Origin of the sequence: Pseudoprimorskyibacter insulae (assembly GCF_900302505.1) — a bacterium.
GTDB lineage: Bacteria > Pseudomonadota > Alphaproteobacteria > Rhodobacterales > Rhodobacteraceae > Pseudoprimorskyibacter > Pseudoprimorskyibacter insulae.
Window position 1 is genome coordinate 17,572 of record NZ_OMOJ01000016.1, and the last position, 21,127, is coordinate 38,698.

The 21,127-nt window shown below is 61.4% G+C and carries 24 protein-coding genes; 16 read left to right on the forward strand and 8 right to left on the reverse strand.

Features of this window, described 5'->3' with window-relative positions:
* Nucleotide 1 precedes the first annotated feature (1 nt).
* Nucleotides 2–652, reverse strand: coding sequence for a TetR family transcriptional regulator C-terminal domain-containing protein (locus PRI8871_RS18410; RefSeq protein WP_245897969.1), 651 nt, complete (start codon nucleotides 650–652; stop codon nucleotides 2–4).
* Nucleotides 653–836: 184 nt separating this feature from the next.
* On the opposite strand from PRI8871_RS18410, the gene PRI8871_RS18415 reads away from it, so the two are divergent.
* Genes PRI8871_RS18415 through hydA form a run of 4 tightly spaced genes read left to right on the forward strand, consistent with a single transcriptional unit; the run spans nucleotide 837 to nucleotide 4,162 of the window.
* Nucleotides 837–2,087, forward strand: a complete 1,251-nt coding sequence (locus PRI8871_RS18415) for a Zn-dependent hydrolase (protein WP_108887666.1) — start codon at nucleotides 837–839, stop codon at nucleotides 2,085–2,087.
* A gap of 38 nt (nucleotides 2,088–2,125) precedes the next feature.
* Nucleotides 2,126–2,353 (forward strand): hypothetical protein, encoded by a 228-nt coding sequence (locus PRI8871_RS18420; RefSeq protein WP_108887667.1) that lies wholly within the window; start codon nucleotides 2,126–2,128, stop codon nucleotides 2,351–2,353.
* Between the two features lie 9 nt (nucleotides 2,354–2,362).
* A complete protein-coding gene (locus PRI8871_RS18425; RefSeq protein ID WP_108887668.1) occupies nucleotides 2,363–2,686 on the forward strand; it encodes a hypothetical protein in 324 nt (107 codons plus the stop codon).
* A gap of 21 nt (nucleotides 2,687–2,707) precedes the next feature.
* Nucleotides 2,708–4,162, forward strand: a complete 1,455-nt coding sequence (gene hydA / locus PRI8871_RS18430) for a dihydropyrimidinase (protein ID WP_108887669.1) — start codon at nucleotides 2,708–2,710, stop codon at nucleotides 4,160–4,162.
* 27 nt (nucleotides 4,163–4,189) lie between these two features.
* Here hydA and PRI8871_RS18435 read toward each other — a convergent pair whose 3' ends face one another.
* Entirely contained in the window at nucleotides 4,190–4,585 is a 396-nt protein-coding gene (locus PRI8871_RS18435; RefSeq protein WP_108887670.1) for a cupin domain-containing protein, read from the reverse strand.
* Between the two features lie 16 nt (nucleotides 4,586–4,601).
* Here PRI8871_RS18435 and PRI8871_RS18440 point away from each other — a divergent pair, with 16 nt between their 5' ends.
* The 6 genes from PRI8871_RS18440 to PRI8871_RS18465 all read left to right on the forward strand — a co-directional run bounded on the left by PRI8871_RS18440 (nucleotide 4,602) and on the right by PRI8871_RS18465 (nucleotide 11,145).
* Nucleotides 4,602–5,405 (forward strand): ABC transporter ATP-binding protein, encoded by an 804-nt coding sequence (locus PRI8871_RS18440; protein WP_108887671.1) that lies wholly within the window; start codon nucleotides 4,602–4,604, stop codon nucleotides 5,403–5,405.
* A gap of 258 nt (nucleotides 5,406–5,663) precedes the next feature.
* A complete protein-coding gene (locus tag PRI8871_RS18445; protein WP_108887672.1) occupies nucleotides 5,664–6,527 on the forward strand; it encodes an ABC transporter permease in 864 nt (287 codons plus the stop codon).
* Complete coding sequence (locus tag PRI8871_RS18450; protein ID WP_108887673.1) at nucleotides 6,524–7,363, forward strand: ABC transporter permease; 840 nt, start codon at nucleotides 6,524–6,526, stop codon at nucleotides 7,361–7,363. The genes PRI8871_RS18445 and PRI8871_RS18450 overlap by 4 nt, the downstream gene beginning before the upstream one ends.
* Before the next feature lie 36 nt (nucleotides 7,364–7,399).
* Entirely contained in the window at nucleotides 7,400–8,389 is a 990-nt protein-coding gene (locus tag PRI8871_RS18455; RefSeq protein ID WP_108887674.1) for an ABC transporter substrate-binding protein, read from the forward strand.
* Between the two features lie 201 nt (nucleotides 8,390–8,590).
* Complete coding sequence (locus tag PRI8871_RS18460; protein WP_108887675.1) at nucleotides 8,591–9,976, forward strand: bifunctional enoyl-CoA hydratase/phosphate acetyltransferase; 1,386 nt, start codon at nucleotides 8,591–8,593, stop codon at nucleotides 9,974–9,976.
* Nucleotides 9,973–11,145 (forward strand): acetate/propionate family kinase, encoded by a 1,173-nt coding sequence (locus tag PRI8871_RS18465; RefSeq protein ID WP_108887676.1) that lies wholly within the window; start codon nucleotides 9,973–9,975, stop codon nucleotides 11,143–11,145. The genes PRI8871_RS18460 and PRI8871_RS18465 overlap by 4 nt, the downstream gene beginning before the upstream one ends.
* On the opposite strand, the gene PRI8871_RS18470 is transcribed toward PRI8871_RS18465, so the two are convergent.
* Nucleotides 11,135–11,554 carry a cytochrome c4 gene (locus PRI8871_RS18470; protein ID WP_306418462.1) on the reverse strand — a complete coding sequence of 140 codons (420 nt, stop codon included), beginning with the start codon at nucleotides 11,552–11,554 and terminating at the stop codon, nucleotides 11,135–11,137. The genes PRI8871_RS18465 and PRI8871_RS18470 overlap by 11 nt on opposite strands.
* 125 nt (nucleotides 11,555–11,679) lie before the next feature.
* Here PRI8871_RS18470 and PRI8871_RS18475 point away from each other — a divergent pair, with 125 nt between their 5' ends.
* Both PRI8871_RS18475 and PRI8871_RS18480 read left to right on the forward strand, forming a co-directional pair.
* Nucleotides 11,680–12,087: a PaaI family thioesterase gene (locus PRI8871_RS18475; protein ID WP_108887677.1), complete on the forward strand. Its 408-nt coding sequence runs from the start codon at nucleotides 11,680–11,682 to the stop codon at nucleotides 12,085–12,087.
* 11 nt (nucleotides 12,088–12,098) lie between these two features.
* Nucleotides 12,099–12,533 carry a DMT family transporter gene (locus PRI8871_RS18480; protein WP_108887678.1) on the forward strand — a complete coding sequence of 145 codons (435 nt, stop codon included), beginning with the start codon at nucleotides 12,099–12,101 and terminating at the stop codon, nucleotides 12,531–12,533.
* On the opposite strand, the gene PRI8871_RS18485 is transcribed toward PRI8871_RS18480, so the two are convergent.
* The 3 genes from PRI8871_RS18485 to PRI8871_RS18495 all read right to left on the reverse strand — a co-directional run bounded on the left by PRI8871_RS18485 (nucleotide 12,517) and on the right by PRI8871_RS18495 (nucleotide 15,131).
* Complete coding sequence (locus tag PRI8871_RS18485) at nucleotides 12,517–13,065, reverse strand: hypothetical protein (protein ID WP_146188712.1); 549 nt, start codon at nucleotides 13,063–13,065, stop codon at nucleotides 12,517–12,519. The genes PRI8871_RS18480 and PRI8871_RS18485 overlap by 17 nt on opposite strands.
* 97 nt (nucleotides 13,066–13,162) lie before the next feature.
* Entirely contained in the window at nucleotides 13,163–13,846 is a 684-nt protein-coding gene (locus tag PRI8871_RS18490) for an ABC transporter ATP-binding protein (RefSeq protein WP_108887680.1), read from the reverse strand.
* Nucleotides 13,839–15,131: a lipoprotein-releasing ABC transporter permease subunit gene (locus PRI8871_RS18495; RefSeq protein WP_108887681.1), complete on the reverse strand. Its 1,293-nt coding sequence runs from the start codon at nucleotides 15,129–15,131 to the stop codon at nucleotides 13,839–13,841. The genes PRI8871_RS18490 and PRI8871_RS18495 overlap by 8 nt, the downstream gene beginning before the upstream one ends.
* Before the next feature lie 122 nt (nucleotides 15,132–15,253).
* Here PRI8871_RS18495 and PRI8871_RS18500 point away from each other — a divergent pair, with 122 nt between their 5' ends.
* Nucleotides 15,254–16,363, forward strand: a complete 1,110-nt coding sequence (locus PRI8871_RS18500) for a pyridoxal phosphate-dependent aminotransferase (RefSeq protein ID WP_108887682.1) — start codon at nucleotides 15,254–15,256, stop codon at nucleotides 16,361–16,363.
* A gap of 80 nt (nucleotides 16,364–16,443) precedes the next feature.
* Nucleotides 16,444–16,635 (forward strand): hypothetical protein, encoded by a 192-nt coding sequence (locus tag PRI8871_RS18505; RefSeq protein WP_108887683.1) that lies wholly within the window; start codon nucleotides 16,444–16,446, stop codon nucleotides 16,633–16,635.
* Here the strand turns inward: PRI8871_RS18505 and PRI8871_RS18510 are convergent.
* A complete protein-coding gene (locus tag PRI8871_RS18510) occupies nucleotides 16,608–17,825 on the reverse strand; it encodes a pyridoxal-phosphate-dependent aminotransferase family protein (RefSeq protein WP_108887684.1) in 1,218 nt (405 codons plus the stop codon). The two genes, PRI8871_RS18505 and PRI8871_RS18510, sit on opposite strands and share 28 nt — an antisense overlap.
* Before the next feature lie 82 nt (nucleotides 17,826–17,907).
* Between PRI8871_RS18510 and PRI8871_RS18515 the strand changes: the two genes are divergently transcribed.
* Both PRI8871_RS18515 and PRI8871_RS18520 read left to right on the forward strand, forming a co-directional pair.
* On the forward strand, nucleotides 17,908–18,657 hold the full coding sequence (locus PRI8871_RS18515) for a fused DSP-PTPase phosphatase/NAD kinase-like protein (protein ID WP_108887685.1): 750 nt from the start codon (nucleotides 17,908–17,910) through the stop codon (nucleotides 18,655–18,657).
* A complete protein-coding gene (locus PRI8871_RS18520) occupies nucleotides 18,654–20,396 on the forward strand; it encodes an ABC transporter ATP-binding protein (RefSeq protein WP_108887686.1) in 1,743 nt (580 codons plus the stop codon). The genes PRI8871_RS18515 and PRI8871_RS18520 overlap by 4 nt, the downstream gene beginning before the upstream one ends.
* Here the strand turns inward: PRI8871_RS18520 and PRI8871_RS18525 are convergent.
* Complete coding sequence (locus PRI8871_RS18525; protein ID WP_108887711.1) at nucleotides 20,393–21,070, reverse strand: glycosyltransferase; 678 nt, start codon at nucleotides 21,068–21,070, stop codon at nucleotides 20,393–20,395. The two genes, PRI8871_RS18520 and PRI8871_RS18525, sit on opposite strands and share 4 nt — an antisense overlap.
* Between the last annotated feature and the right edge of the window lie 57 nt (nucleotides 21,071–21,127).

Consider the following 21,127-nt stretch of genomic DNA (forward strand, 5'->3'; position numbering starts at 1 on the left):
TTTACGGCGTCAACAGTTTGCGGAACATCAGATCCACATGGCTGTTGGCGGCCTTCCACCCGGCGTCGGCATCGGCGATCAACACATTCACCTGCGCGTCAAAATCGGCGTAATGCTGAGTGACGGCCCAAATCGACATCAACAATTGGCCCGGATCGGTTTTGGCCAATTTGCCCTGCGCCATCCAATCGGCCAGAACCGCGCATTTTTCATCAAATAGCGGCTTTAGCCCGGTTTCCAGATGCGGCCCCATACGCGGCGCGCCCTGCAAGACTTCATTGGCGAACAGGCGGCTTTCGCGCGGGTATTGACGGCTCATCTCCATTTTGCGGCGCACATAGGTCAGCACTTCGGTCATCGGATCGCCACCGGGGCCCATTTTATGCAGTGGGGCCAACCAGTTGAACATCAGGGCGTTCAGCAATTCCACATGGATCGCTTCCTTGCCTTCGAAGTAGTAAAGGATGTTTGGCTTGGACAAACCGGCCTCAGTCGCGATCTGGTCCAATGTCGCGCCGCGGTATCCGTGGCTCGAAAACACCTCAAGCGCGGCATTCATGATCTTGCGCCGATTGCGCACCTGAATACGGCTCAGCTTCTTGGGCTGAGGCGTTTCCTCCTCGGGTCGCGGCTTTCTGGCCGGATGGGTCATCTGTGCTGCCTTTTCTTTGTGCAGGCATCGCAGTGTCGCGCAGTACCTTTCATAAGATTTCTTGACAGGTGCCCCCCTGTCGTCAAGTCTGAGTTTACCAAATGGTAAAAAAGGCACATGGGCGATACCGCATTTATGCACATTGCGTCCCATAACGCCCGAAAAACAATCACAGGGGGTATCCATGGCCGCACCGGGCGAAAATCTTCGTATCAACCCAGACCGTTTGTGGGACAGCTTGATGGAGATGGCCAAGATCGGTCCAGGGATCGCGGGCGGCAACAACCGCCAAACCCTGACGGATGCCGACGGCGAAGGCCGGACCCTGTTCAAACAGTGGTGTGAGGCTGCGGGCTGCGAAATGGGTCTGGATGAGATCGGCAATATGTTCGCCTATCGCCCCGGAACCGATGCAGACGCCCTGCCGGTCTACATGGGATCGCACCTTGATACCCAGCCCACGGGCGGCAAATACGATGGCGTTCTGGGCGTGCTTGGCGGGCTGGAGGTGATCCGCTCGATGAACGATCTGGGGATTAAGACCAAGCACCCGATCGTTCTGGTGAACTGGACCAACGAAGAAGGCACCCGCTTTGCGCCGGCCATGCTGGCCTCGGGCGTGTTTGCTGGCAAACATGATCTGGACTGGACCTATGACCGCGTCGATGCCGAGGGCAAGCGCTTTGGCGATGAGCTGGAGCGGATCGGCTGGAAGGGCGACGAAACGGTCGGCGACCGCAAGATGCATGCGATGTTCGAATTGCACATCGAACAAGGCCCGATCCTTGAGGCCGAAGGCAAAGACATCGGTGTGGTCACCCACGGCCAAGGTCTGCGCTGGATCGAATGCACGGTCACCGGCAAGGACAGCCACACCGGATCGACCCCGATGCATATGCGCAAGAACGCCGGGCGAGGGCTCGCGCAAATCACGGAACTGGTGCATGAAATCGCAATGAAGCACCAACCCGGCGCGGTTGGCGCCATTGGCCATGTCGATGTTTACCCCAACAGCCGCAACGTGATCCCCGGCAAGGTCGTCTTTACCGTCGATTTCCGTTCGCATCTGCCCGAAAAGCTGCACGCGATGGAGGCCGAGCTTTACGAGCGCGCGCCGGGACTGTGCGAGGCGCTTGGCGTCCGCTTCGAGAGCAAAGTCACCGGCCAGTTTGAGCCGCCCGCCTTTGACGAGGCCTGCGTTGGGGCTGTGCGAGGCGCGGCCGAACGCCTTGGCTATAGCCACATGGATATCATTTCCGGCGCCGGGCACGATGCCTGCTGGATCAACGATGTGGCCCCGACGGCGATGATCATGTGCCCCTGCGTCGATGGCCTCAGCCACAATGAGGCCGAAGAGATCAGCAAAGACTGGGCCGCCGCTGGCACCGATGTTCTGCTGCACGCCGTTCTTGAAACCGCCGAGGTGGTCGAGTGAGCGAAGACCAACAAGCACCGCACTATTTGCGATTGCTCATGGCGATCTTGGTTCCGGTCGGTGTTCTGGCCGGGGCCTATTTGGGCTATACCGAAGGCACCTTGGTCAGCATCGCCATCGGTGCCGTCGCGGGGGCCTTTCTGGGCACGGTTTCGGCGCATATCATCAACTTTGTTACCAATCTGGCGTTTTCGTTGGCCGGAATGATTATCCCCGTGCTGGTCGTCTTGGGAATCGTGTATTTTGCCTATCAAAGGGCGATGTAAAGGCGACCCATGTTACACGAAAGCGAGACAATCCAAGCCCATATCAACGGCCTCGTCGATGCCGAGGTTCGGGCCTATGACACCTCGCTGCCGGTCAATCAGGCCACACTGGCCGATTTCATGCGCCTGCGCGTGCGCAACCCGGCCAAGATCAGCGTGCAGTTTTCGGGCGCGATCATCCAGAAATGCTGGACCGTGACCCGATCCAACGGGTCGTATCAGGTCATCTACCTGCCCACCGCTGACTATTTTTCGCTATGCGTCAATTCCGATTTCGGCCCGCTCGACATCGGGGTGCATGGCTCCGCACTCAATTGCTTTGCCTCAGTTTGAAGGCCAACAGGGAGACACATCATGACGACCGTCATCAAGAACGGCACCATTGTAACCGCTGACCTGACCTACAAGGCCGATGTCCTGATTGAGGGCGGCCAGATCATCGAGATCGGTCAGGGCCTGAAGGGCGATGAGGTTCTGGACGCCACCGGATGCTATGTCATGCCCGGCGGGATCGATCCGCATACGCACCTAGAGATGCCCTTCATGGGCACCTATTCCAGCGACGATTTCGATAGCGGCACCCGCGCGGCCCTGTCGGGCGGCACGACGATGGTCGTGGATTTCGCCCTGCCCTCACCCGGCCAAGGCCTGCTGGACGCGCTGCAAATGTGGGACAACAAATCCACCCGCGCCCATTGCGATTACAGTTTCCACATGGCGGTGACATGGTGGGGCGAACAGGTCTTCAACGAGATGGAGACCGTCGTCAAAGAGCGCGGCATAAACACCTTCAAGCACTTCATGGCCTACAAGGGCGCGCTGATGGTGAACGATGATGAGATGTACGCCAGCTTCAACCGTCTGGCCGAACTGGGCGGTATCGCCATGGTTCATGCCGAGAACGGCGATGTGGTGGCCGAACTGACAGCCAAGCTGCTGGCCGCTGGCAACAATGGCCCCGAGGCACACGCCTATTCCCGCCCCCCGCAGGTCGAGGGCGAGGCCACCAACCGCGCGATTATGATCGCCGATATGGCGGGTGTGCCGCTCTATGTGGTGCACACCTCGTGCGAGGAATCCCACGAAGCCATTCGCCGCGCCAAACAGGCGGGCAAGCGCGTTTGGGGTGAGCCTCTGATTCAGCACCTGACGCTGGACGATAGCGAATACAGCCACCCCGATTGGGATCACGCCGCCCGCCGCGTTATGTCTCCGCCGTTCCGCAACAAACAGCACCAAGACAGCCTCTGGGCGGGCCTGCAATCCGGCTCGCTTTCGGTTGTGGCCACCGACCATTGCGCCTTTACCACCGATCAGAAACGCTACGGCGTGGGCGATTTCTCCAAGATCCCCAACGGCACCGGCGGGCTAGAAGACCGGATGCCGATGCTGTGGACCTATGGCGTGAACACAGGCCGCCTGACGCCGAACGAATTCGTCGCCGTCACCAGCACCAACATCGCCAAGATCATGAACATGTACCCCAAAAAGGGCGCGGTTCTGGTGGGCGCCGATGCCGATCTGGTGGTCTGGGATCCTGAGAAGTCGAAAACCATCACGGCGGGCAATCAGGTTTCGGCCATCGATTACAATGTCTTCGAAGGCAAAGAGGTGAAGGGCCTGCCCCGCTTTACCCTGACCCGCGGCCATGTCGCCGTCCACGACGGCGAATTGCGCAGCCAAGAAGGCCACGGCAAATTCGTTGCGCGTGAACCCAACAGCTCGGTCAGCCGTGCGCTAAGCACTTGGAAAGAGCTCACCTCTCCCCGCCCGGTTCAGCGCACCGGCATTCCGGCGACGGGGGTGTAAGTGGCCTCAACACGCCCGCACAGCGCCTTAGGGCACCAAGGCCTCGAGCTCGGGCAGAAGCACCACGCTTTCCTGTTCGTGCGGGTCGGTGCGGGCGATGATGGCAACGGCGGGCTCATCCCCGTCGTTGAACGGCAGGTGCGGCACGTCGGCGGGAATGTAGATCATGTCGCCGGCGACCGTGTCCATGCAATGCTCCAGCCGGTCCCCCCAGTACATTTTGGCCGCGCCCGAGATGACGTAAATCGCGGTCTCATGCGTCGCATGTTTATGCGCCTTGGCGCGCCCGCCCGGCGGGACGGTCAACAGGTGCATACACACGCCCTGCGATCCGACCGTCTCTTTCGCAATGCCTTCGAAATAGGAAAACCCCTGCTTGCCCGCATACGTTCCCTCGGGCCGCAGCTTGACACAATCACCCATGATCGAACCCTCCACTATGTCTGAGCCCACTGTGCCACAAAGCCAGCCCCCCGTCATCAAAGCCAGCAATCTGGACCTGACCTTCCAGACCAATGACGGCCCCGTGCATGCGCTGAAAGGCGTGAACCTTGATATCGGCAAGGGCGAATTTGTCTCGTTCATCGGGCCGTCGGGCTGCGGGAAAACCACTTTCCTGCGGTGCATCGCGGCGCTGGAACAGCCCACGGGCGGCACGCTCACCGTCAACGGCATGACGCCCGACGATGCCCGCAAAGCGCGGGCCTATGGCTATGTGTTTCAGGCCGCGGGCCTCTATCCGTGGCGCACGATTGGCGGCAACATCCGCCTGCCGCTGGAAATCATGGGCTTCTCGAAGGAAGAACAAGCCAAACGCGTTAAGAAAACGCTCGAACTGGTCGATCTGGCAGGATTTGAAAAGAAATTCCCGTGGCAGCTGTCGGGCGGGATGCAGCAACGGGCCTCGATTGCGCGCGCCTTGGCCTTTGATGCCGAAATCCTGCTGATGGACGAACCCTTTGGCGCGCTGGATGAAATCGTCCGCGACCACTTGAACGAACAGCTTCTGGCCCTTTGGAGCCGCACTGGCAAAACAATCGGCTTCGTCACCCATTCCATCCCCGAGGCGGTGTTCCTGTCCACAAAGATCGTGGTGATGTCGCCGCGTCCGGGCCGGATTACGGACGTGATCGACAGCCGCCTGCCGCGTGACCGCACGCTTGATATCCGCGACACACAGGACTTCATGGACATCGCCCACCGCGTGCGCGAAGGGCTGCGGGCGGGGCATGCCTATGACTGAAACGCGCGCTCCCATTCAAGCCAAGACAAATACGGCACGCAAAGCGGCTGGCGCCCGCCGCAATGCGAAACCGTCCCGCGCTTGGGGTAAGGACGCGGGCCCCTTCACCTTTCACGGTCATCGGCTCTCCAGCCTGTACCGTGCCGATACAGAACCACCAAACCCTTTCACCTTTCTTAAAATACTCAAAAATATGCGCTCACCGCTGGCCGGGCATTTGGAGTATTTAGAGAAAGATGAAGGCAGGAGGGGGCGCCCATGATGCGCAGTGTGTTTCCTGTACTGGCTGTCGTCGCGGTTTTGATCGCGATCTGGTATGCCGCTGCGGTGTGGCTAAATACCCCTTGGGCGCTGGATAAGGCCAAGCGGGCCGAGGTGACACTTTCCACGTCTGACCTGATCGCCGACACTTGGGCGCAGGACAAGCCCAAGCTGCCCGCGCCGCATCAGGTGGCGATTGAGATTTGGAACACCACGGTTGAGAAGAAAATTACCTCAAAGCGTAGTCTGATTTATCACAGCTGGATCACCATGAGCGCAACGGTTCTGGGCTTTGCCCTTGGCACCGCGCTTGGCTTCGCGCTGGCGGTCGGGATCGTCTATAATCGCGTTATGGACATGAGCGTGATGCCTTGGGTCATTGCCAGCCAGACGATCCCGATCCTGGCCATCGCGCCGATGATCATCGTCGTTCTGAACGCGGTCGGGATTTCGGGACTTCTGCCTAAGGCGCTGATTTCCATGTATCTTAGCTTTTTCCCAGTGGTCGTCGGCATGGTGAAGGGCCTACGTAGTCCCGATGCCATGCAGCTTGACCAGATGCGCACCTGGAACGCCTCGGGCGGTCAGGAATTCATCAAACTGCGCCTACCGGCTTCGATGCCGTATCTGTTCACTTCAATGAAGATCGCCATGGCCGCAAGCCTTGTTGGCGCGATCGTGGGTGAGTTGCCGACGGGCGCTGTGGCCGGGCTTGGTGCACGTCTTCTGGCGGGCAGCTATTACGGCCAGACCGTTCAGATTTGGAGCGCCCTTCTGATGGCCGCCGCCTTGGCCGCTGTGCTGGTCGGCGTGATCGGAGCGATCCAGCGCGTCACCTTGAAACGGATGGGGTTGGCATGATGCTGGTGCTTTTGGGACTGATCGTTTGGGCTGCGGGCTGGGTGCTGAATGTCTGGATCTCGCGACTGCCGCGCACCCGCGCGACCGCGCTGGCCGTGCCGGCGGTCTTTGGGGTGACGTTGATCCTTATGTGGGAATGCTTGGTGCGGGGCCTGGGCGTGCCTTCGGTGATCCTGCCGCCGCCAAGCGCGATCTTGGTTCGGCTTGGGTCATCCGTTCCGGTGTTGTGGCTGGATTTCGTGCAGACCGTGCTGAAGGGCGCATTGTCCGGCTATATCATCGGCTGCGGCGCGGCCTTTGTGACGGCCATCATCGTGGACCGCTATGATTTCTTGCGCCGGGGTCTTTTGCCGGTGGGCAACTTCATGGCCGCCCTGCCCGTCATCGGTATCGCCCCGATCCTTGTGATGTGGTTCGGTTTCGATTGGCAATCCAAGGCCGCCGTTGTGGTGGTGATGGTGTTCTTTCCGATGCTGGTGAACGCCGTTCAGGGCCTGCAAGATACCACCGTGATGCAACGCGATCTGATGCGCACCTATGCGGCGGGCTATTGGACCACGCTGATTAAGCTGCGCCTGCCTGCGGCGATGCCGTTCCTGTTCAACGGTCTCAAAATCGCCAGCACGTTGGCCCTGATCGGGGCGATCGTTGCTGAATTTTTCGGCTCTCCCACGCGCGGGATGGGCTTTCGGATCTCGACCAGTGTGGGCCAGCTTGCGCTGGACCTCGTCTGGGCGGAAATTGTCGTGGCGGCCTTGGCCGGTTCGGCATTCTACGGCGGCATTGCGCTGCTGGAACGGGCGGTGACCTTTTGGCATCCGTCCCAACGAAAATAAACATATCAACAGCTTACCATAAACGGGAGTGCGAAGATGAAAACCTTGACCAAATTGGCCGCGACCACGGCCCTAGGCCTGTGGGGCGGCATTGCCTCGGCGGCGGACGATATGACGCTGCAACTGAAATGGGTCACGCAGGCCCAGTTTGCAGGCTACTATGTGGCGCTGGATAAGGGCTTTTACGGCGAAGAAGACCTGAACGTCACGATCAAGCCGGGCGGCCCTGATATTGCGCCCACGCAGGTTCTGGCCGGTGGCGGCGCGGATGTGACCGTGGAATGGATGCCCGCCGCCCTTTCGGCCCGCGAAAAGGGCCTGCCGATGGTGAACATCGCCCAGCCGTTCAAAAGCTCAGGTATGATGCTGACCTGCCGCAAGGATGCGGGCATTGCCAGCACCGACGATTTCAAGGGCAAAACCCTTGGCGTTTGGTTCTTTGGCAACGAATTCCCCTTCCTGTCGTGGATGAGCCAGTTGGGCATTCCGACCGAAGGCGGGGCCGATGGCGTGACAGTGCTGAAGCAGGGCTTTAACGTTGATCCGCTGTTGCAGGGTCAGGCCGCGTGTGTGTCGACCATGACCTACAACGAATACTGGCAGGTGATTGACGCAGGCCTAAGCCCCGACGATCTGGTGGTTTTCAAGTATGAAGATCAGGGCGTCGCCACGCTGGAAGACGGGCTTTACGTGCTGGAAGACAAGCTGAGCGATCCGGCCGAAGTCGACAAGTTGACCCGCTTTGTCCGCGCCTCGATGAAGGGCTGGAAATACGCCGAGGAAAACCCGGATGAAGCCGCCGAGATCGTTTTGGACAACGACGCCTCGGGTGCGCAGACCGAAATGCACCAAAAGCGTATGATGGGCGAGATTGCCAAACTGACGGCAGGCTCGAACGGTTCGCTTGATCCGGCGGACTTCCAGCGCACGGTCGACTCGCTTCTGGCGGGCGGGTCGGATCCGGTCATCACCAAGCAGCCCGAAGGCGCTTGGACCCATGCGATCACCGATGCCGCACTGAACTAAACTTTGGCGGGCCCCCGGCAGTGCTGGGGGCCCTTGCCCAATTCCGCGCCGCTGACGCTTGGTCAGGCGCAATTCCCCTGCCCATTTTGCGTTCGATCAAGTCTGCTTGGCCCCAGCCATGCGAGGGATCGGCCATGCCGTCACCCCTGCGTCACAGGCTGGCCCTAGGATGGCGTCACAGACGGATCGGAGCGATAGACGATGGTCACATCGAACAAGACATTTGACGAATTGCAGCCCGGCGATACCGCCGAACTGCGGCGGTTGGTGACCCAGGACGATCTGTTGGTTTTTGCCAATATGTCGGGCAATCACAATCCGATGCACCTGCATGATCTGGATGACGACGGGATCGAAACCTCGATCGCGCCGGGGCTGTTTATCGGCTCGCTGATCTCGGCTGTTTTGGGCAATGTGCTGCCCGGTCCCGGCACGCTTTACCGCAGCCAGCATTTTGAGTTCTGCCACCGCGCCCATGCCGGGGATGAGCTGATCTCGACCGTGACCGTGGTGTCCAAGAACGAGTCCGAAGGCACGGTCACACTGGATACGATCACCCGGCGCAGCCATGACAACGCGCTGATTATCACCGGCCAAGCGGTGGTGGAGGCCCCGCGCCGCAAAATCGAAATGGATGACGACGATCTGCCCGGACTGCTGGTTCAGCGGCACCGCCATTTCGAACGCCTTCTGGCGCGGGCCGAACCCCTGCCCGCCCTGCGCACCGCTGTTGTCTGCCCCGAGGAAGAAAACTCGCTTGGCGGGGCGCTGCTGGCGCGGGATCACACGTTGATTGCGCCCATTCTGATCGGCGACGCCGCCAAGATTACCGCCACCGCCGCCGCAATCGGGCGCAGCTTGGACGGGATCGAAATTATCGACATCCCTGACCACACCCAAGCCGCCATTCATGCGGTTGCCATGGTCAATGACGGGGCGGCGGATGCGCTGATGAAGGGGCATTTGCACACCGACCAATTGCTGCGCCCGGTGATCGACAAGGTCACGGGCCTACGGGCAGGGCGCCGCCTGACGCATGTGTTTGTGATGGATGTGCCGGGCCTGCCCCATCCGCTTTTGGTGACGGATGCCGCGATCAACATCGCGCCGGACCTGCGTACCAAGGTGGATATCGTGCAAAACGCCATCGACTGCGCCCGTGCGCTTGGCATTGAGGTGCCGAAGGTCGGCGTGCTGTCGGCAGTGGAAACCGTGAACCCGGACCTGCCGTCATCGGTGGACGCCGCGCTGCTGTCAAAAATGGCCGAGCGTGGCCAGATAACCGGCGGGCTGGTCGAAGGCCCATTGGCCATGGACAACGCCGTCAGCCCAGCGGCGGCACGCACCAAGGGGCTGACCTCGCCCGTCGCAGGGCAGGCGGAAATCCTTGTCGCCCCCGATCTGGACGCGGCGAACATGCTGGCCAAACAGCTGGCCTATATCAGCCACGCCGAGGGCGCGGGGCTGGTGATGGGTGCGCGCGTGCCGATCATCCTCAACTCCCGCTCCGACGATGACATGGCGCGGCTGGCCTCTTGCGCGGTGGCGGCCCTGCACCATCAATGGCGCAGCGGGGGCGGAAAATGACCCATGTTCTGACGCTCAACGCCGGGTCATCCACGCTGAAGTTCGGCCTGTTCGAACGCGGCGAGGAGCCGTCTTTGGTTGCCGTCGGCAAGGTGGACCGCATCGGCGGTGCGGCGGTTCTGTCACTGAAGGATCAAGCCAGCGGCGATAAAGTGGCCAAAGACCTGCCCAGCAATCAAGCCGGAACCCACGGCGGCGCAGTGCGCGCCACGCTGGACGCTTTGCAATCGCGGTTCCCTGAGGCCGATATTGGCGCGGTCGGCCATCGCGTCGTGCATGGCGGGTTGGATCATGCCGACCCGGTGGTTCTGACCGATGATATTCTGGACGACCTGCGCGGGCTGGTCACTTTTGCGCCGCTTCATCAACCGCACAACCTTGCCGGGGTCAGCGCCGCCTTGGCCGAATTCCCCGACGCCGTGCAGGTGGCCTGTTTCGACACGGCCTTCCATCGCGGCCAACCCTTTGAGAGCGACGCCTTCGCCCTGCCCCGCCGGTATTACGACGCGGGCGTGCGGCGCTACGGGTTCCACGGGTTAAGCTATGCCTACATCGCCAGCGTTCTGAAACGCCAATGGCCCGGCCTGCATACGGGCCGAACGGTGGTTGCGCATTTGGGCAATGGCGCGTCGATGAGCGCGATCCATGGCGGGCGGTCTGTTGCTTCAACTATGGGTTTTACGGCGCTGGACGGGCTGCCAATGGGCACGCGTTGCGGACAGGTCGATCCGGGCGTTCTGCTGTACATGATGGACCAAGAAGGGCTGAGCACGCAGCAAGTGACCAACCTGCTGTACAAGGGCTCGGGCCTGCTGGGCCTGTCGGGCATCAGCCACGACATGCGCGAACTTTTGGCCTCGGACGACCTGCATGCCAAACAGGCCATCGACTATTTCTGTGCCCGCATCTGCCATGAAACCGCCGGGCTGGCGGCGGCGATGGGCGGGATTGATGCCTTGGTCTTTACCGGCGGCATTGGCGAAAACGCCGCCCCAATCCGCGCGCAGGTCTGTAACGCGCTTGGCTGGCTTGGGCTGGATCTGGACGTGGCTGCCAATCACGCCGCGGCAACAGACATCAGCGCGGACAGCAGTGCCATCCGCGCCATGGTCATCCCCACGAACGAAGAACTGATGATCGCCCGCGCGGCCAGCGCCCTTAGCGACTGACCTGAATCGTTTCGAGATATTCGAGGATCGCCACCAGATTGCGCGGCGTCGGCGTCAACTTGCCATCACCTGAATCGAACGGCACCAGATCGCTTTCCAGCAACGCGCCAAATTCCGGCATCCCCGGCAGGCTTTGGTCAGACCGGGCATAGCCATCGATGATCGACATGATCTTGGCACGCGGGAACGTCCCGCCATGGCGCGCCGCGATCAGCGTCAGATCTTTGGGCGCCTGGTTCAGCCCTTCGGCCATCGGGCCTTTGCCGTTGCCAGTCGGCCCATGGCAGGCCGCGCAATAGTTCATAAATAGCGCTTGGCCATCGCTCGGCCCCGGCATTTCGGCCTCTGTGCAGGCCACCAATCCCAGACCAAGCCCCAAAGCTGCGAATGCCGCGAATTTCATGCCCATGCCCTTTTCCTGTTTGCCTATCAGTGGCCTGTTTGGCCCCATTTCGCAAGCCCGCGCGATTGCGTGATTTGGGGTGACAGTCCCCAAGCTTGCGGTCATTGTGACCGGCAGGAGGAGATGCAACCATGATTGACATCAAGGCAGCCAATGCCGCGCTTGAGGATAACTTTGCCAGTTGGGTCAAAGCCTTGCGCCCAAAGGTGACCGAGATCGGGCCAGACGCCGCCGTGCTGGAAATCCCCATCACCGAAGACATCGCCCGCGTCGGTGGCATCGTGTCTGGCCAAGCACTCAGCGCACTGGCCGACACGGCCATGGTCTTTGCCTGTGCCGGTCATTTGGGCGAATTCACCCCGGTTGCGACCACCAATCTTGAAACCCGATTCCTGCGCCCCGGCACGGGCGACACGATCCGCTGTACCGCGCGGGTGATCAGGGGCGGCAAAGCCCTGATCTTTGCCGAAGCGACCCTGACCGCTCTGCCCGCCGACAAGCCTGTCGCACAGGCAAGCGCCACGTTTTTCAAACCATGAGGACCACACCGATGGCCGGATATGCCTTTGTCATGCTGCTTGCCGGGATCGGCATTCCGCTTTTGGCCGCGATCAACGCGGCGCTTGGCGTTCGCCTTGGATCACCCGTCGCGGCGGCGGCCATTCTGTTTTGCGTGGCGCTGACCCTTGCCCTGATCGTACTGGCCATGACGGGCTTCCGGGGCCTGCAAAACCTGCCCGGCACGCCCAAACACCTGTTTCTGGGCGGGGCCTTCGTGGCGTTCTACGTGCTGTCTGTCACCTTCATCGCGCCAAAATTCGGCGTCGGGAATGCGGTGTTCTTCGTGCTGCTGGGGCAGTTGTTTTCGGCCGCTGCGATCGATCATTTCGGCCTGTTCGGCGCGCAAGTCAGCCCGCTGTCATTGACGCGGGCTGCCGGGATTTCGCTGATGGCAGCCGGGGTTTGGGTTACGCAGCAGGTCTAAGCTGGCGCGAGGTCAGCGACAGGCTGGACTGAAACGCGAAATCCATCGCGACCAATTCGCGGCTCACACCGCTGAGGAAGACTTCTGCGCCATCGCTGAAGCGAATGGTCAGGCCCACGTCGTCCAGCATCTGATGCACGGGGCGCGGCGCGATAAAGCCGGAATAAAGCACCACCAGCACATCCTGATCCGGGTCGAACTGGGTCAGATGCGCGGGGCCTGCCGGCAATATCGCATCCAATCGCGTGACCGGCTTGACCGGCTGTTCAACTGGATTGGTCAAAACAAGTGTCGGCAGCGGTGTGGGTTGCGGCGGGGCCTTGGGCATCAAGGCGGGCGCATCGGCGGCGGTACGGCTGCTGGGCAGGCGCTGCATCCGCTGAAGGGCCGCACGGTCGGTGATCTGGCGCACCGCGACAATCGGGGCCGCGTCCAGATCTTCGCGGGCAAGTTGCCGGTCCTCGACCAGACTGCTGATGGCGACATAAAACGGCACTGAGGCAATAACGATCAGGATGAACTCGAACGGCATGGCCGGACCCATATTAGTTTCGTCAGAAGCCCATCCTGAAACCCAATATCGTTTTCGAATTGGCAAAAATAAGAATTAATTCGATGCTATTGTGTCTTTATACAGGCACGATCGCGCCCTTGTCCAACCTGACCTGCCGATCCATCCGGGCGGCCAAATCAAGGTTGTGTGTCGCGATCACCGCGCTAAGACCAGTTTCGCGCACCAGCGTCATCAGCACGCCAAACACATGATCCGAGGTGCCGGGATCAAGGTTGCCCGTCGGCTCATCCGCCAGCAAAAGGCGCGGCGCGTTGGCCATGGCCCGGCAGAAGGCCACGCGCTGCTGTTCGCCGCCAGACAGGGCCGCAGGCCGGTGATCTGCCCGCCCGGTTAGCCCAACGCTATCAAGCAGGCTTTGCGCCCGATCCTTGGCCGCCCCCGCAGGCGTGCCGTTGGCCAGTTGCGGCAGCACGATATTTTCCAGCGCCGAGAATTCGGGCAACAGGTGGTGGAACTGATAGACAAAGCCCACATCGGCCCGGCGCACGGCGGTGCGGCGGCGATCGGGTCGGCCTGTCATATCCTCGCCCGCGATCTCAACCAGCCCGGTGTCGGGCGAATCCAGCAGGCCCGCGATATGCAGCAGCGTGCTTTTGCCCGCGCCCGAAGGGGCCACCAGCGCGACCACCTCGCCGCGCATCACCGTCAGGTCAATGTCGCGCAAAACCGGCACCGCATTGGCCGCGCCCTTGTTGTAAGTCTTTGAAACGCCGGACAGACGCAGAACAACATCACTCATAGCGCAGCGCCTCTACCGGGTTCATGCGGGCCGCCCGGCGGGCCGGGAAGATCGTCACGACAAAGCTAAGGCCAAGCGACAGCAGAACCGCCGACATCACGTCGCCCAGTTCCAACTTGGCCGGAAGGTAATAAATCCCGCGCACCGACGGATCCCAGACGCCGCCGCCCGAGATATAGTTCACCAAGGAAAAGATCGGGTCGATATAAATGGCGAACAGGCAGCCAAGCGCCACACCTGCCAAAGTGCCGATCATCCCGGTGGACGCGCCGCAGATGAAGAACACCCGCAGGACGGCCCCTTCCGACAGGCCCATGGTCCGCAGGATGCCAATGTCGCGCCCTTTGTTTTTGACCAGCATGATCAGGCCCGACACGATGTTCATTGCGGCAATCAGAACGAGGATCGACAGGATGATGAACATCACGTTGTCTTCGATCTCAAGTGCCCGCAAAAACCCGCCCGAGGCGTCTTTCCATGTCCATAGCAGCGACCGATCCCCGCCTGCCTGCATCAGCGCGGCGGTCACACTTGCATCCTCGACCGTTTCGGGGCTGGTCAGCATCACCTCGATCTCGTCGGCGGAGCCTTCGCGGTTGAAATAAAGCTGCGCCTCATCAAACGGCATGTAGACCCGCACGCGGTCGATGTCATACCGCCCGGCTGAGAAGATATAGACCACCTCATAGGCTTTGATGCGCGGGCTAACGCCAAAGGCGGTTTTCACCCCGTTGGGCGAAATCAGTTTGACCTGATCGCCCGGCCCCACGCCCAATTCACGCGCCACGCCCGACCCGATGGCAATGCCGTCGTTAAAGCGGTCAATCTCGCCCAAGGCGGCCTCAGGGTCGGCAATCCGGGGGATCGACCGTAGATTTTCCAACGTGATGCCGAACACCTCAATCCCGGCGTTGCGGTCGCGGGCATTGGCCATGATCTGGCCTTTGATCAGCGGCGCGGCACGCGTCACGCCCGGTACAGCGGCCAAACGTTCGGCCATGGCGTCATAATCGGTGATCGTGCGGTCCAACTGACCGGCGGCATTGATTTCAGACGTCTGGTAAACCGTCACATGGGCATTGGCCCCTAGGATCGTGTCAACGAATTCCGCGCGAAATCCCGACCGGACCGCCAGCGTGGCGATCAGCGCAAACACGGCTAGGGTGATTCCGATCAAGCTGATCCAGGTCATCACACTGACGCCGCCTTCAGCACGGCGCGCGCGCAAATATCGCCAGGCAATCATCCATTCGAACCGGGCAAACGGCGGGGGCGTGCGTTGCATCTGATCTTTCCTGAACCAAGTCGCGGGGAACGTGGCCTCTTTGCTGGTTGGGGTCAAGGCACGGCGCATCACGTCAGCAAAGCAACGCTTGCCAAGCCCAAAACCCGTGCCATAGTGCGCGCATGACTGGACCCCGATACCCCGCCCTGATCCAAAGCCTTCCCGCAACCGTGCCCTTCGTCGGCCCCGAAACGCAGGAACGCGCCCTTGGCAAACCCTTCCGCGCCCGTCTTGGCGCCAATGAAAACGTCTTTGGCCCTTCGCCCAAGGCGATTGAGGCGATGCGGAACGCCGATGCCGAGCTTTGGAAATACGGCGACCCCACGTCGTTCGATCTGCGCGGGGCTTTGGCGGCGCATTTGTCGGTGGCCCCTGAAAATGTGGTAATCGGCGAAGGGATTGACGGGCTTCTGGGCTATCTGGTCCGTCTGCTGGTCGAACCCGGCGATGCGGTGGTCACATCGAACGGCGCCTACCCCACCTTCAACTATCACGTCAGCGGGTTTGGCGGCGTGCTGCACAAGGTCAAATACGCAGGCGATCACGAATCCCCCGCCGCGCTTTTCGCCAAAGCCGCCGAGGTGGACGCCAAGATCGTCTATCTGGCCAACCCCGACAACCCGATGGGCACGTGGTGGCAAGGCAAGGACATCGTTTCAGCGATGGACACGCTGCCGGATGGCACGCTGCTGGTGGTCGATGAGGCCTATATCGAATTTGCCCCCGAAGGCACCGCTGTGGACCTGCCGGTCGATGATCCGCGCCTGATCCGATTCCGTACCTTCTCAAAGGCTTATGGCATGGCGGGCGCGCGCGTGGGCTATGGCATTGGCGCAGCCCCGTTGATTCAGGCCTTCGACAAGATCCGCAACCATTTCGGCATGAACCGCTCGGCTCAGATCGGCGCATTGGCCGCGCTCAATGATGCAGACTGGCTGAACCACGTTCGGGCCGAAGTGGCGCAAGCCAAAGCCCGGATTGCCGAGATCGCACGCGAAAACGGACTGACCCCGCTGGAAAGCGCCACGAACTTCGTGGCCATCGATTGCGGCCAAGACGGCACATTTGCCAAGATGGTTCTGGCGGAACTGGGCAAGGAAGGCGTGTTCGTGCGGATGCCCTTTGTCGCGCCGCAGGACCGCTGCATCCGCATCAGCGCCGGCACCAACGATGAGCTTGCCATCCTGACCCAAGCGCTGCCCCGTGCCCTGCGCCGCGCTCGCAATCCTTAACCCGCGTTCCCGCGAATGTGACCTCAAATTCCGCGATTCTGCGCTATCGTTCTTCTGCGCCCATCCGGCAGGAGACCGCCATGCATTCGCGCCCGCCACAGCCCGTTGAGAATTACACCAACCCCGCCCTGATTATGGCGGGGCTGAATTTGATGTGGGTGCTTTGGCTGGTCTGGGTCTTTGTCGGCCCATTGGCGGTGGCCGGGATCGCTTGGATCCTCAACCACCTGATTGACCGATTGGCTCAGTCCCGGTCAGGCACCAAGGCCTGAGCCAAGACATCCGCCGCCGCCGCAACGCCGCCGCGCCCGTGCGGGATGTTCAGCGCGGCAAGCCCGGTTTCGACGGTTCCCAGCAGACCAAGGATCATCTGCGCGTTCACATGGCCCATATGGCCAAAGCGGAAATGCTGCGACTGGCCGCGTTGCGCGTTCAGCTCCTCCAGCGGCAGGCCGATGCCCAGCGTCACGCCCATGTTTTCCTGCGTCCACATGCGCAGATCGCGGGCGTAATCCGCCCCAAGGAAGAAGGTCGTCACCGCATGGCTGCGATGCGCCGGGTCAGCCACGTTCAGCCGCAGCGGGCCGCCCTGCCCCCAAGTATCGGCGGCGGCCCAAATCGCCTGCGCCAGCACCTCATGGCGGCGCCAGACGGCCTCCATCCCTTCGGTGTGGATCATCTCAAGCGAGGTCTGGAAGCCGTAAAGGTGGTGCGTCGGCGCGGTGCCGCCGAAGAATTCATAGAACTGACCGGGGAATGCGCGCGGTTTCCAATCCCAATAGGAACTGACGCGCGGCATGGCTTTGCGCACCTCATGGGCCTTGTCGTTGAAGAACACCAGCCCCACGCCCGCAGGCACCATCAGCCCCTTTTGCGACGCGCTAACCGTGACATCCACGCCCCAGGCGTCCATTTCGAACCGGTCGCAGCCCAGCGAGGCCACGCAATCGGCCATCAGCAGCGCCGGGTGGCCTGCATCATCCATCGCCGCCCGCAGACCGGCCATATCGTTGCGCAGACTGGTCGAGGTATCGACATGCACCGCCAGCACGGCCTTGATCTCATGTCCGGTGTCGGCCTTCAGCCGTTCACCCACACGGGCCGGATCAAACGGCGCGTTGCGGCCGAAATCGATGATTTCAATCTCTATGCCCATGGCGCGGGCCATTTCGGCCCAGCCAAGGCCAAAGCGGCCCACAACCGGCACCAGAACCTTTTCCCCCGGCGCGACGGTATTGGCCAAAGCCGCCTCCCATGCGCCGTGGCCGTTGCAGATGTAGATTGCCACATGCCCATCGGTACGGGCCACGCGCTTTAGATCTGGCACAATCGTCTTCATCATATCGACCAATTCGCCCTCATAGATATTGGGCGACGCGCGATGCATGGCACGCAGCACAGCATCCGGCATGACTGAGGGGCCGGGAATGGCCAGATAAGAACGACCGTGCGCCAACGACATTTGCAATACTCCGACGTTAGGGGATTTGCGGCACAGTATCGCCTGTCCCGGCAAGGTCAATCGGCTCTGCGCTTGCCTCACTATGTCGGAGCCTCTAAACCCCGCGCAACACGCGAAAAACCTACGATGGGATGAACCAGTGCTGAAATGGCTAGAAACACAGGAACGCAAACTGCGCTATTCCTTTGGCAATGACATCAGCACGCCCAAAGCGCGGTTCTGGTCAAAGGTGCACTACCACTTGTTTGACCACGCCTTCCTGCGCGTTCCATGGACAAATTTCTATCAAATCGCACCGGGGGTGTATCGGTCGAACCAGCCGACGCACGCGCGGTTCGAAAAATACGCCGCTATGGGCATCAAAACGGTCATCAACCTGCGGGGCGAAGATGTCTGGGCGCATTACCTGTTCGAAAAGGAAAGCGTCGAAGGTTTGGGCATGACTTTGGTCAATGCCAAGCTATACGCCCGCAGCGCCGCCGCGCCGGAATTTATCATCGGTGTGGTGGACGCGCTGAAGGCGGCGGAAAAACCGTTGATGTTCCATTGCAAATCCGGCGCAGACCGCGCGGGGTTCGTGGCCGCGATGTACCTTTTGGTGTTCGAAAGGGCCAGCGTGGATGAGGCGCGCAGGCAACTTAGCCTGAAGTACATTCACCTCAAATCCACCAAGACCGGCGTCCAGGACTATATCCTTGACGTCTATGATGCCCGCAATCAGCGCGATCCGATCAGCTTCGAAGACTGGCTGCGCAACGAATATGACCATGTCGCGATTCAGGAAGGCTTTAACAAACGCCTGCCCCCCGACGCCGTAAAGGCCCGCGCATGAGCGCCCCCGAGGCCAAGCCGCGCGGCTTGCTGGCCTGGGTCTGGACGGCCTATCTGCGCCACCATCTGGGGCTTATGCTTCTGGCCATGTTCTTCATGGCGATTGAGGGCGGGATGTTCGGCGCCCTCAGCTATATGATGAAGCCGATGTTCGATAAGGTGTTCATCGCCGGTGATACAAACGCGCTGAAATGGGTCGGGCTGGCGGTTCTGGGGATCTTTGCGCTGCGGGCCTTTTCCAGCATCACGCAGAACGTGCTGATGTCGCGCCTTAGCCAGCAGACCGTCGGCCAGATCCGCACCGATCTGGTGGCGCATCTGATGACACTGGACGGCAGCTTTCATCAGGCCAACCCGCCCGGCAACCTGATCCAGCGGATCGAAGGCGATGTTGAGGCGGTCAACCGGCTGTGGCGCACCGTCATCACCAGCGCGGGTCGCGATCTGGTTGCCTTGGTCGCGCTGTTTGGCGTGGCGCTAAGTGTCGATTGGCGTTGGACTGCCGTCGCGCTGGTTGGCACGCCACTTCTGGTGGCCCCGGCGATTTTTGTGCAAAAATTCGTTCGCCGGAATGCGCGGTCGGCCCGCGTGATCGCAGCACGCCTGTCGACGCGGGTCGATGAGGTGTTCCACGGTATCATCCCGATCAAACTGAACCGGATTGAGGACTACCAGACCGACCGCTATCGCGACCTGACCCAGGATCGCGTACGGACTGAGGTGCGATCCGCCCTTGGCGAAAGCTCGATCCCCGGTCTGATCGACCTGATGTCGGGCTTTGGCTTTCTGGGAGTGCTGTATTTCGGCGGTCAGGAAATCATCGCGGGCGAAAAGACCGTGGGCGATTTCATGGCGTTCTTCACCGCAATCGGTCTGGCGTTTGAACCGCTGCGCCGTCTGGGTGCGGTTAGTGGCGTCTGGCAAGTGGCCGCCGCCGGGATCGAACGCATCCGCGACCTGCTGGAAACCCGTCCGACCATCACCAGCCCGGCCAAGCCCAAAGCCGCACCGAAAGATGTGCCGGGGATCGTGCTGAACGACGTGCGTTATAATATCGGCGATGTCGAAATCCTGCGCGGCGCCAGCTTTACCGCCGAAGCCGGCAAGACAACGGCATTGGTCGGGGCCTCTGGTGCGGGCAAATCGACGGTGTTCAACCTGTTGACCCGTCTGGCCGATCCGCAAACCGGAGAAATCGCCATTGGCGGCACTGCGGTGCGGGATATGGCCCTGCCCGATCTGCGCGGCCTGTTTTCGGTGGTTAGCCAAGAAGCGTCGCTATTCGACGAAACCCTGCGCGACAATATCCTGCTGGGCCGCACAGACGTGACCGATGCCGATCTGGACCCGGTGCTGCAAGCGGCCCATGTGGCCGACTTCCTGCCACGCCTGCCTGCCGGGTTGGACAGCCCCGCCGGACCGCGCGGCACCAACCTGTCGGGCGGTCAGCGTCAGCGCGTGGCGATTGCCCGCGCCCTGCTGCGCAACACCCCGGTTCTGTTGCTGGATGAGGCAACATCGGCGCTTGATGCCCAGTCCGAGGCCAAGGTGCAGGACGCGTTGGACAAGCTGGCCAAGGGGCGCACCACATTGGTTATTGCGCACCGGCTGTCTACGGTGCGGCATGCCGATAAAATCGTGGTGATGGATCAGGGCCGCGTCGTTGACCAAGGCACCCATGATGAGCTGATCGCGCGCGGCGGGATCTACGCCAACCTGCACAAGCTACAGATCAGTTAAGCGTCATAGTCTTTGCGCAGCCGCGCAGGGGCCGTACCCAGCCCATAGCGCACCTGCCGCAGCAGATTGCCCGCCCCGCGACGGATCCACCCGTCGCGGCGGTAGCGGTCGGCGCTGGTCAAAACTTCAATGCCCATCGGGCGCAGGTGGCCACGCAAGGCGCGGGCCATGGCAATATCCTCCATCAAGGGCATGTCGCGATAGCCGCCGCAATCGCGGTAAAGCGCCGTGGGCATCAATAGGCCTTGATCGCCAAACGGCAGGCCAAACAGGCGCGACCGCAGGTTCGCCCAGCCTGCCACAACGCGCGGCGCAAACCCGACAGAATCAAACCTAAGCCAGCCGTAATAAGCCCCCGGACGATCCAACAGGTATTCGGCTTGCAGGCTCCACCCCGGCGGCAGGCGGCTGTCGGCATGCAGGATCAACAACCATACCCCCTGCGCCGCATCGCATCCACGCCGCAATTGCCCGCCGCGCGAAGGATCGCCCGTTAAGATGTCGGCCCCCGCCGCCTGCGCAATCGCTCGCGTTCCGTCGGTCGATCCACCGTCTGACAGGATCAGATCACGGATCAACCCCGCCTCGACCCCTTCCATCAGGCTTGCCAGCAATCCCGGCAAGGCTGCCTCTGCATTCAAGGTCGGCACAACGACCGAGATGGGTGCCCGCATGGTCTTCCCCTGTTGTTTTGCCAGAACCATCCTATATGTCTGGCCCAACGACAAGGA

What these genes read in the sequence shown, in the direction of transcription:
- PRI8871_RS18410 (WP_245897969.1), bottom strand. Translation starts at nt 652, where the DNA reads ATGACCCATCCGGCCAGAAAGCCGCGACCCGAGGAGGAAACGCCTCAG.
- PRI8871_RS18415 (WP_108887666.1), top strand. Translation starts at nt 837, where the DNA reads ATGGCCGCACCGGGCGAAAATCTTCGTATCAACCCAGACCGTTTGTGG.
- PRI8871_RS18420 (WP_108887667.1), top strand. Translation starts at nt 2,126, where the DNA reads ATGGCGATCTTGGTTCCGGTCGGTGTTCTGGCCGGGGCCTATTTGGGC.
- PRI8871_RS18425 (WP_108887668.1), top strand. Translation starts at nt 2,363, where the DNA reads ATGTTACACGAAAGCGAGACAATCCAAGCCCATATCAACGGCCTCGTC.
- hydA (WP_108887669.1), top strand. Translation starts at nt 2,708, where the DNA reads ATGACGACCGTCATCAAGAACGGCACCATTGTAACCGCTGACCTGACC.
- PRI8871_RS18435 (WP_108887670.1), bottom strand. Translation starts at nt 4,585, where the DNA reads ATGGGTGATTGTGTCAAGCTGCGGCCCGAGGGAACGTATGCGGGCAAG.
- PRI8871_RS18440 (WP_108887671.1), top strand. Translation starts at nt 4,602, where the DNA reads ATGTCTGAGCCCACTGTGCCACAAAGCCAGCCCCCCGTCATCAAAGCC.
- PRI8871_RS18445 (WP_108887672.1), top strand. Translation starts at nt 5,664, where the DNA reads ATGATGCGCAGTGTGTTTCCTGTACTGGCTGTCGTCGCGGTTTTGATC.
- PRI8871_RS18450 (WP_108887673.1), top strand. Translation starts at nt 6,524, where the DNA reads ATGATGCTGGTGCTTTTGGGACTGATCGTTTGGGCTGCGGGCTGGGTG.
- PRI8871_RS18455 (WP_108887674.1), top strand. Translation starts at nt 7,400, where the DNA reads ATGAAAACCTTGACCAAATTGGCCGCGACCACGGCCCTAGGCCTGTGG.
- PRI8871_RS18460 (WP_108887675.1), top strand. Translation starts at nt 8,591, where the DNA reads ATGGTCACATCGAACAAGACATTTGACGAATTGCAGCCCGGCGATACC.
- PRI8871_RS18465 (WP_108887676.1), top strand. Translation starts at nt 9,973, where the DNA reads ATGACCCATGTTCTGACGCTCAACGCCGGGTCATCCACGCTGAAGTTC.
- PRI8871_RS18470 (WP_306418462.1), bottom strand. Translation starts at nt 11,554, where the DNA reads ATGGGCATGAAATTCGCGGCATTCGCAGCTTTGGGGCTTGGTCTGGGA.
- PRI8871_RS18475 (WP_108887677.1), top strand. Translation starts at nt 11,680, where the DNA reads ATGATTGACATCAAGGCAGCCAATGCCGCGCTTGAGGATAACTTTGCC.
- PRI8871_RS18480 (WP_108887678.1), top strand. Translation starts at nt 12,099, where the DNA reads ATGGCCGGATATGCCTTTGTCATGCTGCTTGCCGGGATCGGCATTCCG.
- PRI8871_RS18485 (WP_146188712.1), bottom strand. Translation starts at nt 13,065, where the DNA reads ATGCCGTTCGAGTTCATCCTGATCGTTATTGCCTCAGTGCCGTTTTAT.
- PRI8871_RS18490 (WP_108887680.1), bottom strand. Translation starts at nt 13,846, where the DNA reads ATGAGTGATGTTGTTCTGCGTCTGTCCGGCGTTTCAAAGACTTACAAC.
- PRI8871_RS18495 (WP_108887681.1), bottom strand. Translation starts at nt 15,131, where the DNA reads ATGCAACGCACGCCCCCGCCGTTTGCCCGGTTCGAATGGATGATTGCC.
- PRI8871_RS18500 (WP_108887682.1), top strand. Translation starts at nt 15,254, where the DNA reads ATGACTGGACCCCGATACCCCGCCCTGATCCAAAGCCTTCCCGCAACC.
- PRI8871_RS18505 (WP_108887683.1), top strand. Translation starts at nt 16,444, where the DNA reads ATGCATTCGCGCCCGCCACAGCCCGTTGAGAATTACACCAACCCCGCC.
- PRI8871_RS18510 (WP_108887684.1), bottom strand. Translation starts at nt 17,825, where the DNA reads ATGTCGTTGGCGCACGGTCGTTCTTATCTGGCCATTCCCGGCCCCTCA.
- PRI8871_RS18515 (WP_108887685.1), top strand. Translation starts at nt 17,908, where the DNA reads ATGTCGGAGCCTCTAAACCCCGCGCAACACGCGAAAAACCTACGATGG.
- PRI8871_RS18520 (WP_108887686.1), top strand. Translation starts at nt 18,654, where the DNA reads ATGAGCGCCCCCGAGGCCAAGCCGCGCGGCTTGCTGGCCTGGGTCTGG.
- PRI8871_RS18525 (WP_108887711.1), bottom strand. Translation starts at nt 21,070, where the DNA reads ATGCGGGCACCCATCTCGGTCGTTGTGCCGACCTTGAATGCAGAGGCA.